Here is a 12,026-nt window from a genome sequence, read left to right as displayed (position 1 = left end):
CAAGGACGCAGACCCATGCAAGACAAACCTCTCTTTTTCCTGGTGGTGGTGGCAGTCGGGGCGGTCGTCGCGATCCTCGCGACCGGCCTTGGCGGCTTTGCCCGCGGGGGCGAGTTTAACCGCCGCAACTCCAACCGCCTGATGCGATGGCGCATCATCGCGCAGGCGATCGCGATCGCGGTGATCCTGCTCTACATCACGGTCGCGCATCGCTGATGGTGGTCCTCAACCGCATCTACACCCGCACCGGCGACGGCGGCGACACCGGTCTGTCGGACGGCAGCCGCGTGGCCAAGCATGACCTTCGGGTCGAGGCGATGGGCACCGTGGACGAGGCGAACGCGGCGCTGGGCCTTGCCGCGCAGCACGCCAGCGGCGCGTTGGCTGCCCAGATCGCCATGATCCAGAACGAGCTGTTCGACCTCGGCGCCGATCTGTCGCGGCCCGGCCATACCGAGGATGCGACTGCGCCCTACCCCGTCCTGCGCATCATCGACAGCCAGATCGCCCGCATCGAGGCAGAGATCGACGCGATGAATGCGGGCCTCTCGCCGCTGCGCAGCTTCATTCTGCCGGGCGGCACACCCCTGGCGGTGCACCTGCATCTGGCGCGGACAATTGCCCGACGCGCCGAGCGCGTCGCGGTGGCACTCGCCGCGCAGACCTCTGGCGACGTCAACCCGGCCGCACTGCGCTATCTGAACCGGCTGTCGGACTGGCTGTTTGTCGCGGCCCGCGTGGCGAATGCGGATGGCGGCGATGTGCTGTGGGTGCCCGGCGCCAGCCGCTGATCCGCCAGATCGGCCCCGCGCGGCCATCTGGCGCCGGATTTAGCCGTTTTTACCCCTGTCACAGGCGACGGGCAGCCTGTATCAATCCGGCGGATATATCGCAGTCATAGGGGAAGGTGCCGATGAAGGTGCTGGTGCCGGTCAAGCGTGTGATCGACTATAACGTCAAGGTTCGGGTCAAACCGGACGGGTCCGGCGTCGATCTGACCAACGTCAAGATGTCGATGAACCCCTTTGACGAGATTGCCGTCGAAGAGGCCATCCGCCTGAAGGAAAAAGGCGCCGCCGAAGAGGTGATCGCCGTCTCCATCGGCGTCAAGCAGGCGGCCGAGACGTTGCGCACGGCCCTTGCCATGGGCGCGGACCGCGCGATCCTGGTGGTTGCCACCGAGGACGTTCATCAGGACATCGAGCCGCTGGCCGTGGCCAAGATCCTGAAGGCCGTGGCCGAAGCCGAGGGCGCCCAGCTGATCATCGCCGGCAAGCAGGCGATCGACAACGACATGAACGCAACCGGCCAGATGCTGGCGGCGCTGCTGGGCTGGCCGCAGGCGACCTATGCCTCCGAGATCGAGGTCGCGGACGGCGCGGCCAAGGTCACGCGCGAGGTCGATGGCGGCCTGCAGACCATCAGCGTCAAGCTGCCGGCGGTGGTGACTGCCGACCTGCGCCTGAACGAGCCGCGCTACGCCAGCCTTCCCAATATCATGAAGGCCAAGAAAAAGCCGCTCGACGAGAAAACGGCCGCGGATTACGGCGTCGACACGGCGCCGCGCCTGACGGTCGTCAAGACGGTCGAGCCGGGCGGCCGCAAGGCCGGGATCAAGGTCGGCTCGGTCGACGAGCTGGTAGCGAAACTGAAAGAAGCGGGGGTCGTGTGATGGCAGTTCTGCTGGTTGCCGAACTCACTGGTGGCAAGGAGCTGGCCGTCGATTCGACCGCCAAGGCCCTGACCGCCGCACGGAAGCTGGGCGATGTGACCGTGCTGGTCGCGGGCCACGATTGCCACGGCGCCGCCGATGAGGCCGCGACCCTGGACGGTGTTTCCAAGGTCATCTGCCGCTCGTCGGCAGCCCACGCCCATGGCCTTGCCGAGCCGCTGGCCGATCTGATTGTCGGTCTGGCCGGCGATTATGACGCCATCGTCTTTCCCTCGACCGCGAGCGCCAAGAACATCGCCCCGCGCGTGGCGGCCCTGCTGGACATGATGGTAATTTCCGACGTCTCGGGTATCGTCGATGCCGACACGTTCGAACGTCCGGTTTATGCCGGCAACGGCATCCAGACGGTCAAGTCAGGCGACAAGGTCAAGGTGCTGACGGTTCGCACCGCCAGCTTCGACGCGGCCCCCAAGGGCGGCGCGGCAGCACCGGTCGACCATCAGGAGGTCGCGGGCGAGGACAAGGGCCTGTCGTCCTGGGTCGAGGACAAGGTCGCGACCTCGGACCGGCCCGAGCTGACCTCGGCCAAGCGCATCGTCTCGGGCGGGCGCGCGATGGCCAGCAAGGAGAACTTTGCGATCATCGAGCGGCTGGCCGACAAGCTGGGCGCGGCCGTCGGCGCCAGCCGTGCGGCGGTCGACAGCGGCTATGCCCCTAACGACTGGCAGGTCGGCCAGACCGGCAAGGTCGTCGCGCCCGACCTTTATATCGCCTGCGGCATCTCGGGCGCGATCCAGCACCTTGCCGGGATGAAGGACAGCAAGGTGATCGTCGCGATCAACAAGGACGAAGAGGCGCCGATCTTTCAGGTTGCCGACTACGGCCTGGTTGGAGACGTCTTTACCGTACTGCCCGAGTTGACCGAAAAGCTGTAAGCGGACTGCAATTGCCGGAACCGCCCGTGCCCTTGGTGCGGGCGGTTTTTCATGGTGCTTGCCGCATCGTACATCGGACCGGGGCCGCAGCTGAAACCGCGGAATTGCGTTGTGGCGACTATGCCGTCACCCTATCGTCCGGCGACATTTGGGAAAGAGGCTGGATCAGATGGCGATTCAATCGGTGGGCGTGATCGGCGCGGGGCAGATGGGCAACGGCATCGCGCATGTCTTCGCCCTCGCCGGATATGACGTGCTGATGACCGACATCAGCGCCGAGGCGCTGGAAAAGGCCGTCGCGCTGATCGACAAGAACCTCGAGCGGCAGGTCAGCCGCCAGAAGATCACCCCGGCCGACAAGGCCGCCGCCATGGGCCGTATCGCGACGACCCAGACCTTGGCCGACCTCGGCCAATGCGATCTGGTGATCGAGGCCGCGACCGAGCGCGAGGCCGTCAAGCACGCCATCTTTGCCGAGTTGGTGCCGCATCTGAAGCCGTCGACGATCCTGACCTCGAACACCTCGTCGATCAGCATCACCCGCCTTGCCAGCCGCACGGACCGCCCGGAAAAGTTCATGGGCTTTCACTTCATGAATCCTGTCCCGGTGATGCAGCTGGTCGAGTTGATCCGCGGCATCCCGACGGACGAGGAAACCTACGCCACCCTGTTGGAAGTGGTCCGGAAAATCGGCAAGACCGCGGCCACAGCCGAGGATTTCCCGGCGTTCATCGTCAACCGCATCCTGATGCCGATGATCAACGAGGCGGTCTACACCCTCTACGAGGGCGTCGGGAACGTCGAGTCCATCGACAGCGCCATGAAGCTGGGCACCAATCACCCCATGGGTCCGCTGGAACTGGCTGACTTCATCGGCTTGGACACTTGTCTTGCCATCATGAACGTGCTGCACGAGGGGCTGGCGGACACCAAATACCGCCCCTGCCCGCTGCTGACCAAATATGTCGAAGCTGGCTGGTTGGGACGCAAATCCGGTCGGGGGTTCTATGACTATCGCGGCGAGACACCAATCCCTACCCGCTGATACCCCACTCGCCGAGCCCACCGCCTCCAATCCCGCAACCGTTGACCGACCCACCCTCGCCTTTCGCGAGGGCGACAATTGCTGGCGCGTGGCCAACGCGGACCGGATGTCCCTGATCGTCGATGGCGCGGACTATTTCCGCGCCCTGCGCGCTGGGTTGCTGCAAGCGCGGCAGGCGGCCCTGATGATCGGCTGGGATTTCGATTTCGATATCGAGATGCTGCCTGGCGAAAGCGACGCCGATGGCAACGCGCCGGATGGGTTGCCGAACGCCGTCGGTCCCTTCCTCAATGCCCTCGTCGCGCGCTGCCCCAGCCTCGATATCTACCTGCTGAAGTGGAGCGGCGGGGCCGTGCTGGCGCCGGCAAGCATGTGGCCGGTCCTGAAGCTGAACATGATGGGCGGCGATCAGATCCACCTTGCGCTCGACGGCAGCCACCCCATCGGCGCCTGCCATCATCAGAAGATCGTGGTGATTGACGACTCTCTGGCCTTTTGCGGCGGGATCGACGTCACCTCCGGCCGCTGGGACACGCCCGATCATCTGCCGAACGATCCCCGACGCGCCGACAAGTCGGGCGAGAATATCTGCCCACCCTGGCACGACGCGACATCCATGGTGTCGGGCCCCGCCGCCGCCGCCCTGGGGGATCTGGCCCGCGACCGGTGGAAGCGCAGCCAGAACACCCCCTTGCCAGAGCCGGTGACGCCCCGGTCCGGTCTGTGGGCCGAGGGCACGGCGCCCGATTTCGAGGCGATTCCCGTCGCGATCGCCCGAACCGAGCCGCCCGGCCGGAACAGCCCCATCGTAGCCGAGATCGAGCGGCTCTACATCGATGCGATCAACGGCGCCCAGCGGTTCCTCTATATCGAATCCCAGTATTTTTCGGCCGGCTCGATCGCCGACGCCATAGCCTCGCGCTTGAGCGAGGCGGATGGCCCGGAAGTGGTCATCGTCAATCCGCTTGAGGCGCACAACGCGGTGGAGGACGCCGCGATGCATGGCCGTCGTGGCAAGCTGCTGGCACAGCTGCAGGCCGTCGATCACCAGGGGCGCCTGCGCATGGTCTATCCGGCGGATACCACCGGAGCGCCGATCTATGTCCATGCGAAGCTGATGATCGCCGATGACGTGATGCTGCGCGTGGGCTCGTCCAATCTCGACCGCCGGTCGATGGGTTTTGACACCGAGGCAGACATCGCGGTCATCGCCGAAAGCAAGGCCGAGCGTGCGGGCGTTGCGGCGGTCCTGCACCGGCTGCTGGCAGAGCATCTGGGCACCTCGGCTGAGGCGGTGGCCCGGACCATGGACAACACCGGCAGCCTGCTCGCGACCCTTGACCGCTTGGGCCGGGCCGAGAAGCGGGGCCTGCGCGTGCTGATACCGAAACCCCGAAGCTGGTGGCAAGACATGCTGGCCGACAGCAAACTGTTCGATCCGCGCTTTCGACAGAGCGCGCAGAACCGGCTTGGTGTCACCAGTCGGCATGCCTTCATCGGGCTGGGGCTTCTGGGCGCGGTTGGGACAATCGCCCTCGTTCGGCGTCATCGACGCAAGCGGTAGTCCTCGCGGGGTAAGCCGCAAAAGTAAGGGCCGCAGCTTTAAAGCTGCGGCCCCTTGTAATGAGAGAGTGGCCAATCAGGCAGCCGGCTCTTCAGGCTTGGGGGCCTCGCTGCGGTCCTTCATGAAGGCGTCGAACTCGGCCTTGTCCTTGGCTTCGCGGAGACGCGCGAGGAAGGCCAGGAACTCGGCATGCTCGTCCTCGAGCCGACGCAGGGTCTCGTCGCGATAGGCGTCAAAGGCGCTGTTGCCGGTCCCGCGGCCGCGCCGCATCAGGTGATGCCGGCTGCCGCGCTCTGCGCAGCCACCGCCAAGACGCCGGGTCGCGATCATGTAAAACAACAGGCCGAGCCCAACCGGCCAGGCGGCCACAAAACCGATGACCATGGCGGCGATCCAGGCCAGACGCCCACGGGCGTCGAGCCAGTCGCGCACCCCGGCCGCGGCCATGCCGATCCGGTCGAACAGGCTTGGCGCAAACGTGACCGCGTCGCGGCCAAGGGGGGTGGTAACTTGCATTGGCGGCTCCTCAGAAGGATGGTGTGAATGCCATTCACATTCCTTCAAGATGGGATGCGCTGTTCAGCCTTCAAGATACCCGCTGCAGTTTTTCTGATCTTGAGCGAGGCATAGCCCGAGCGGCCTGCCTCAAGCCGAAACCGACAGGCCGCGCAGATAGATCAGCACCGCGCTTTCCAGCATATCCGCCGGGGCGATGGGAGAGCGGCCCCCGGTTCGGCCACGGGCGAACAACTCGACCACGCCATGGCTCATGGCGAAGATATGGTCGGCAACCATGCGGGCGGGCGGGCGCGTCTCCTCGGGAAAATGGGCGATCAGGGATCTGGCCATGTCCATCAGCACCTTGTCTGCACGACGCGCGGCGAGGCCTACGGGATCGCTGCCGGAAATGCTGACGCCGCTTTCGAACATGGCCATGTAGAGGCCCTGCCGCTGCGCCGCGAAATCCAGGTAGGCGTGGCCGACCCGCATGAAGGCGGTCATGGGCCGGGGTTTGCCCTCATCAAAGGCCGCACCCAGCCTGTCGCCGAACTCGACAAAGCCGATCCGGGCAACCTCGGCCAGCAGATCGTCGCGACCCTTGAAGTGGCGATAGGGCGCGGCGGCGGACACGCCCGCCATGCGCGCGGCCTCGGCCATGGTAAAGCCGAGTGGCCCCTGCGTTTCGATAAGCTGGATAGCCGCCGCGATCAGCGCCTCGCGAAGATTGCCGTGGTGATACGGCCGGGCGGCTGGCATCCGCCCGCCTCAGGCGCCTTCGCCGAAGCGATCGGCCAGCAATGCCTCCAGCGCATCGGCCAAGGCGATGGCGTCATTCCCACGTGTGGTGATGCGGATCGTGCTGCCGCGTGGCGCCCCCAGCATCAGCAGTCCCATGATCGAATCGCCGGACACCCGCTCGCCATCCTTTTCGACAAAGGCGCGGGCATCGAATCGCTCGACAGTCTCGACAAAGCGGGCGGAGGCGCGGGCGTGCAGCCCCTTCTCGTTCACGACCTGCAGGTCGCGCACCACCTCGGCAGCAGCGTTCACGATGCTGCGCGGTGCACGGGCGCGGCCTGCGCCGGCGTTCGGTGCCGATTGCCCTCGGTGACATCATAACTGTTGATGTATTTGCGCCCGGCTTCCTTGGCGCAGGCGACGGCGTCGCCCACCGCCAGTTGCCGCGACTTGGCCAGCTTGACCAGCATCGGCAGGTTGGCACCGTAAAGGATGATCCGCTTGCGCGCCTCGCAGGCCATCAGCGCGAGGTTGGAGGGCGAGCCGCCGAAGAGGTCAGTGACGATCACGACTCCGTCGCCCAGGTCGACGGCATTCGCCGCCTGGCAAATCTCGGCCTGCTTGGCGTTCCGGTCGTGATCCTCCTCGATGGTCACAGCGCGGATGCCGATTTGCGGCCCCACGACATGCTCGACCGCCGAGAGATATTCACGCGCCAGGCCGCCATGGGCGACGATCACAATTCCGATCAAAGACACATACCTACAACAGTCCCGGCGTCGACGGCCCCTAACAGATGTGCCGTCCGGATCACGCCGGCGCGGGTTCATTCAGGGGCAGGGCCGCGCCACGATGCTCAAGCTCTCTGTGTCTTATAGACACACGCCAGCCAGCCTGCGCAAGCGCCTCACCCAGTTTTTCAGTCAATGTGACGGAACGATGTTTGCCGCCCGTGCAGCCAAAGCCGATAGCCAGATGCGCCTTGCCTTCCGCAAGATGGGCAGGAAGCACGAACAGTACAAGATCGCGCACCTTGTCAAAGAAGGGCGCATAGAGCGGATCGGCAGTGACATAGTCCTGAACCGGCCCCTCGCGCCCGTCATGGCTCCGCAATTCCGGCCGCCAGTGCGGGTTGGCAAGAAAGCGACAGTCAAACATCATGTCGAGCCCGCGGGGCACCCCGCGCTTGTAGCTGAAGCTGTGCAGCGAGACCGTGAGGCGGTGATTCCCCGCCAGATCGAACCACCGCGCCAACTCTGACTTCAGGTCATGCGGCGAGAGGTCGGTGGTGTCGATCAGCACCTCGGCCCGGCTGCGGATGGGGGCAAGCATCTCGCGCTCGGCCTCGATCCCCGCCAGAGGCGGCTCGTCGGGGGCGAGCGGATGGCGGCGGCGCGTCTCGGAATATCGGCGCACCAGGGCGTCAGGACTGCAATCCAGGTAAAGCAGTTCTGGCGCGTAATTCGCGTTGACCGACAGGCGGTCCAGAAGATCCGACAGGTTGGCGATGGAAAAGTCGCGGTTGCGCGCGTCGATGCCAAGGGCCAGCGGTCGGTTACGGGGCGGCCCGTCCAGCAGGCGCGGAATCAGCGACAGTGGCAAGTTATCGATCGCCTCATATCCCAGATCCTCCAGAACATGGATAGCGGTCGAACGCCCCGCCCCGGCTGGCCCGGTCACGAAAATCAGGCGTTGCCGGGTGTCGCGCGGATCGTCGGCAACCAGTGACGGCTCGTTTTGCGTGTCGCTCATGCCAGCCGTCCCCCTATCAGAAATTGCCGCAGTGCTGGGGCGAGTTCCGGCGCGGCGCGCGCGGCAAGGCAGGGCACGCGAAGGCCCAGCATCTCGACTGTCTCATCTTGCGGCAAGCGGCCGGACCGTGGGCCGCCCAAGTCGACCACCAGCGTGACGGCGGCGGGACCTACAGGCTCGGCGCCGAGGATGCCGACGTGGCGTGCCTCGATCCGGCCGCGCAGGCTTGGTGGCGCGTCGGCCAGGATTGCATCGTCGTGGCGAACGAGGACAGTCTGGTCATCCGCCACTAGTCCCGCACCGATCGCCATCAGGGCCAGGGCAAGCGCCGACTTGCCGGCCCCGGATGGCCCGGTGATCAGCACCGCCCGCCCGCCGATCGCCACGCACGAGCCATGCACCATCATTGCCCCACACCTCACATTCAATCCAGGCGAATCGCCCTGCGAACCCTAGCCCGGCGCAGAGGCTTGGCGCAGCAACCTATCAACTATATGCCAAACCTTTGCGATGATTGCGCTAAACCTGCATGTTTGCGCTATCGGCGAACGCGCAAGTCTTTCGCCCTAATGGGTCCGTGTTATAGCGGCCACAAAGGTGACCCGGCGTCGCCAATAATTCCGCACCGTTCAGGAGAGCCCTCATGACCCATCCTCGCGTCAATCCCAGCTTCCGGCTCGAGGATCAGGGCATCTCCGGCGTCACCGCGCATTACAACCTGCTCGAGCCGCAACTGGTCGAAGCCGCGCTGAAGAACGGCGAGGGCACGCTGGGCCTTGGGGGCGCCTTCCTCGTGACGACAGGCGACAAGACTGGACGCTCGCCCAAGGACAAGCATGTGGTCCGCAGCCCGGCGGTCGAGGACAGCATCTGGTGGGAAAACAACCGCCCGATGGACCCCGCCGCGTTCGACCGCCTCTATGACGACATGATCGCCCATCTCGCCGGGCGCGAGGTCTATGTGCAAGACCTCTACGCCGGCGCCGACCCGGCGCAACGGCTGGACGTCCGGCTGGTGACGGAACTGGCGTGGCACAGTCTTTTCATCCGCCATCTGTTGCGCCGTCCCAAGGCGGACGAGCTGGCCGGCTTCGCCCCCGAGTTCACCGTCATCAACGTACCCAGCTTCAAGGCCGACCCCGAGCGTCACGGTTGCCGCAGCTCGACCGTCGTGGCCCTCAACTTCGAGCGCAAGCTGATCCTGATCGGCGGGACCGGCTATGCGGGCGAGAACAAGAAGTCGGTGTTCACCCTGCTGAACTACATTCTGCCCGAGCGCGGGATCATGCCGATGCACTGCAGCGCCAACCATGCGCTGGGCGCGCCGGACGAGGCGGCGGTATTCTTTGGCCTGTCGGGCACCGGCAAGACGACCCTGTCCCAGGACCCCTCGCGCACGCTGATCGGCGATGACGAGCATGGCTGGTCAGACAGCGGCATCTTCAACTTTGAAGGCGGCTGCTACGCCAAGACCATCAACCTCAGCGCCGAAGCCGAGCCGGAAATCCACGCGACCACCACTCGCTTCGGCACCGTGATCGAGAACATGGTCTATGATCCGGACACGCTGGTGCTGGATTTCAACGACAGCTCGATCACCGAGAACATGCGCTGCGCCTATCCGCTAGAGGCCATCAGCAACGCATCTGCCGATAGCCTGGGCGGCCCGCCCAAGAACATCATCATGCTGACCTCAGACGCCTATGGTGTCATGCCCCCGATCTCGCGGCTGACCCCGGCGCAGGCGATGTATCATTTCCTCTCGGGCTTCACTTCGAAGACGCCGGGCACCGAGGACGGAGTGGTCGAGCCGCAGCCGACCTTCTCGACCTGCTTCGGCGCGCCTTTCATGCCGCGCCGTCCCGAGGTCTATGGCAAGCTGCTGCAGGAAAAGATTGCTGAAAGCGGCGCGACCTGCTGGCTGGTCAACACCGGCTGGACGGGCGGCCCGTTCGGCATCGGCCGCCGTATGCCGATCAAGGCCACACGCGCCCTGCTGGCGGCGGCCCTGGATGGCTCGCTGAAGAACGTCGAGTTCCGGCGCGACCCGAACTTTGGCTTTGACGTGCCCGTCAGCGTGCCGGGTGTCGAGGACAGGCTGCTGGACCCGCGCCAGACCTGGGCCGACCCGACCGCCTATGACGCACAGGCGAAAAAGCTGGTGCAGATGTTCAGCAACAATTTCGAGCAATACGTCGACAAGGTCGACGGCGACGTGAAAGCAGCCGCCATCGGCTGAAGTTGACGAGAGGCTGGCCGGGCATTCCCGGCCAGCCTCTACTGATCAGCCGGACATAGCTGCAGTAAATACCGCCCGTTGGGCGTCAAAGGCGCGGCGGAACGCGGGCCTTGCCTCAGCACGGGCGACATAGGCGTCGAGGTTCGGATAGTCCGCGAGCATATCCATCGCCTTTGCACGCTCCAGCACATTGACCATCAGCAGATCGCCGGCGCTGAATTCTCCGTCCAGCCAATCCGCCTCTCCCAGCCGTGCCGACAGTGCGCGCAGCCGTGTGTTCACCCTTTCGGTGAGAATTGGCAGGCGCGCGTCATACCACGGCTCGTCGCGCTCAGTGATGGTGGCCATCGAGCGCGCGACGATGGGCGGCTCGACTGTGTTCAGCGCGGCAAACATCCATTCGATGGCGCGGGCCCTCGCGGCCGGATCATCGGGCAGAAGGCCGGGGTGCTGGGTGGCGATCTGCAGGATGATCGCGCCCGATTCGAACAGCGCGAGATCGCCATCCTCGTAGGTGGGGATCTGCCCGAAGGGATTCAGCGCCAGATGCGCAGGTTGCTTCATCTCCTCCATGGTCAGGAGGCGAACGTCGTAGGGTTGGCCGACCTCTTCGAGCGCCCAGCGCAGGCGCATGTCGCGGGCCAAGCCCCGGCCGCGGTCGGGGGATTGTGCAAAGGCAGTGATGGTGGGCGTCATCGGCGGGCTCCTCGGCAGCGGTTGGCGCTGCACCACAAAGGGACCATTCCAGCCCTGGTATAAAGCCCGGATGCGGGCCCTATAGCCCTGTGCGCAAGCGCCAGAGTTCGGGGAACAGCTCCGTGTCCAGCATCTTGCGCAGATAATGCACGCCGCCGGTGCCCCCGGTGCCGCGCTTGAAGCCTATGATCCGCTCGACCGTGGTGACGTGGTTAAAGCGCCAGCGGCGGAAATAATCCTCGAAGTCGACCAGCTTCTCAGCCAGCTCGTACAGCTCCCAGTGGCTCTCCGGGTCGCGATAGGCCGCGGACCATGCGGCTTCCACGCGCGCGTCGGCAGTCCAGGCGAGGCGGTGATCGCGGGTCAGGATGTCCGCCGGAATCGGCAGTCCGCGTCGGGCGGCAAGCGCCTGGACCACGTCATAAAGCGAAGGCCGCTCCAGTTCTGCCTCCAGCGCCTTGAGCAGGTCAGGGCGGTGGGCATGCGGTTTCAGCAGCGCGACGTTGCGGTTGCCGACCATGTATTCGATCAGCCGGTACTGGTAGCTTTGAAAGCCGCTGCTTTCGGCCAGGCTGGGCCGAAACTGCTGGTATTCGCTCGGCGTCATGGTGCGCAATACGTCCCAGGCGCTGTTCAGCTGCTCGAAAATGCGCGAGACGCGGGTGAGCACCTTGAATGCGGCGCGCAGGCGATCCTCGGCGATGGCGGTGCGAGCGGCGGCGAGCTCGTGCAGCGCCAGCTTCATCCACAGCTCTGAAGTCTGGTGCTGGATGATGAACAGCATCTCGTCATGCGCCGTGGACAGCGGATGCTGGGCGGACAGGATCGGGTCAAGATGGAGGTAGTCGCCGTAGGACATGCGGCCTTCAAAGCCCATGCGCGCG

At 65.3% G+C, this 12,026-nt stretch carries 15 protein-coding genes; 7 read left to right on the top strand and 8 right to left on the bottom strand.

The window, feature by feature from the left end; genetic code table 11:
- The first annotated feature begins 15 nt into the window (after window positions 1–15).
- The 6 genes from DRW48_RS06190 to DRW48_RS06165 all read left to right on the top strand — a co-directional run bounded on the left by DRW48_RS06190 (window position 16) and on the right by DRW48_RS06165 (window position 5,216).
- On the top strand, window positions 16–216 hold the full coding sequence (locus DRW48_RS06190; RefSeq protein WP_114075649.1) for a twin transmembrane helix small protein: 201 nt from the start codon (window positions 16–18) through the stop codon (window positions 214–216).
- Window positions 216–791 (top strand): cob(I)yrinic acid a,c-diamide adenosyltransferase, encoded by a 576-nt coding sequence (locus DRW48_RS06185; protein WP_114075648.1) that lies wholly within the window; start codon window positions 216–218, stop codon window positions 789–791. Before DRW48_RS06190 ends, DRW48_RS06185 begins: the two co-directional genes overlap by 1 nt.
- A 122-nt stretch (window positions 792–913) precedes the next feature.
- Entirely contained in the window at window positions 914–1,672 is a 759-nt protein-coding gene (locus tag DRW48_RS06180) for an electron transfer flavoprotein subunit beta/FixA family protein (RefSeq protein WP_114075647.1), read from the top strand.
- Window positions 1,672–2,607: an electron transfer flavoprotein subunit alpha/FixB family protein gene (locus tag DRW48_RS06175; protein ID WP_114075646.1), complete on the top strand. Its 936-nt coding sequence runs from the start codon at window positions 1,672–1,674 to the stop codon at window positions 2,605–2,607. Before DRW48_RS06180 ends, DRW48_RS06175 begins: the two co-directional genes overlap by 1 nt.
- Window positions 2,608–2,776: 169 nt before the next feature.
- Complete coding sequence (locus DRW48_RS06170; protein ID WP_114075645.1) at window positions 2,777–3,652, top strand: 3-hydroxybutyryl-CoA dehydrogenase; 876 nt, start codon at window positions 2,777–2,779, stop codon at window positions 3,650–3,652.
- A 106-nt stretch (window positions 3,653–3,758) separates the two neighbouring features.
- Window positions 3,759–5,216, top strand: coding sequence for a phospholipase D-like domain-containing protein (locus DRW48_RS06165; protein ID WP_241963396.1), 1,458 nt, complete (start codon window positions 3,759–3,761; stop codon window positions 5,214–5,216).
- 75 nt (window positions 5,217–5,291) lie between these two features.
- Here the strand turns inward: DRW48_RS06165 and DRW48_RS06160 are convergent, their stop codons facing one another.
- From DRW48_RS06160 to DRW48_RS06135, 6 genes are all read right to left on the bottom strand, one after another.
- Entirely contained in the window at window positions 5,292–5,732 is a 441-nt protein-coding gene (locus tag DRW48_RS06160) for a DUF2852 domain-containing protein (RefSeq protein ID WP_114075643.1), read from the bottom strand.
- 129 nt (window positions 5,733–5,861) lie between these two features.
- Entirely contained in the window at window positions 5,862–6,473 is a 612-nt protein-coding gene (locus tag DRW48_RS06155) for a TetR/AcrR family transcriptional regulator (protein WP_114075642.1), read from the bottom strand.
- Between the two features lie 9 nt (window positions 6,474–6,482).
- Window positions 6,483–6,767, bottom strand: coding sequence for an HPr family phosphocarrier protein (locus DRW48_RS06150; RefSeq protein WP_241963395.1), 285 nt, complete (start codon window positions 6,765–6,767; stop codon window positions 6,483–6,485).
- Window positions 6,764–7,207 carry a PTS sugar transporter subunit IIA gene (locus DRW48_RS06145; RefSeq protein ID WP_114075640.1) on the bottom strand — a complete coding sequence of 148 codons (444 nt, stop codon included), beginning with the start codon at window positions 7,205–7,207 and terminating at the stop codon, window positions 6,764–6,766. Before DRW48_RS06145 ends, DRW48_RS06150 begins: the two co-directional genes overlap by 4 nt.
- 58 nt (window positions 7,208–7,265) lie before the next feature.
- On the bottom strand, window positions 7,266–8,207 hold the full coding sequence (gene rapZ, locus DRW48_RS06140) for an RNase adapter RapZ (RefSeq protein ID WP_114075639.1): 942 nt from the start codon (window positions 8,205–8,207) through the stop codon (window positions 7,266–7,268).
- Window positions 8,204–8,614, bottom strand: a complete 411-nt coding sequence (locus tag DRW48_RS06135) for an HPr kinase/phosphorylase (RefSeq protein WP_114075638.1) — start codon at window positions 8,612–8,614, stop codon at window positions 8,204–8,206. Before DRW48_RS06135 ends, rapZ begins: the two co-directional genes overlap by 4 nt.
- 236 nt (window positions 8,615–8,850) lie before the next feature.
- Here DRW48_RS06135 and DRW48_RS06130 point away from each other — a divergent pair, with 236 nt between their 5' ends.
- Complete coding sequence (locus tag DRW48_RS06130; RefSeq protein WP_114075637.1) at window positions 8,851–10,446, top strand: phosphoenolpyruvate carboxykinase; 1,596 nt, start codon at window positions 8,851–8,853, stop codon at window positions 10,444–10,446.
- Between the two features lie 45 nt (window positions 10,447–10,491).
- On the opposite strand, the gene DRW48_RS06125 is transcribed toward DRW48_RS06130, so the two are convergent.
- Together DRW48_RS06125 and kynA are read right to left on the bottom strand one after the other, a co-directional pair.
- Window positions 10,492–11,142 carry a glutathione S-transferase family protein gene (locus tag DRW48_RS06125; protein WP_114075636.1) on the bottom strand — a complete coding sequence of 217 codons (651 nt, stop codon included), beginning with the start codon at window positions 11,140–11,142 and terminating at the stop codon, window positions 10,492–10,494.
- Window positions 11,143–11,221: 79 nt separating this feature from the next.
- Window positions 11,222–12,019 carry a tryptophan 2,3-dioxygenase gene (kynA, locus tag DRW48_RS06120; protein WP_241963445.1) on the bottom strand — a complete coding sequence of 266 codons (798 nt, stop codon included), beginning with the start codon at window positions 12,017–12,019 and terminating at the stop codon, window positions 11,222–11,224.
- Window positions 12,020–12,026 lie beyond the last annotated feature (7 nt).

It is taken from the genome of Paracoccus suum (assembly GCF_003324675.1).
In the GTDB taxonomy this organism is placed as follows: Bacteria; Pseudomonadota; Alphaproteobacteria; order Rhodobacterales; family Rhodobacteraceae; genus Paracoccus; species Paracoccus suum.
This window is presented reverse-complemented; position numbering and strand designations above follow the sequence as displayed.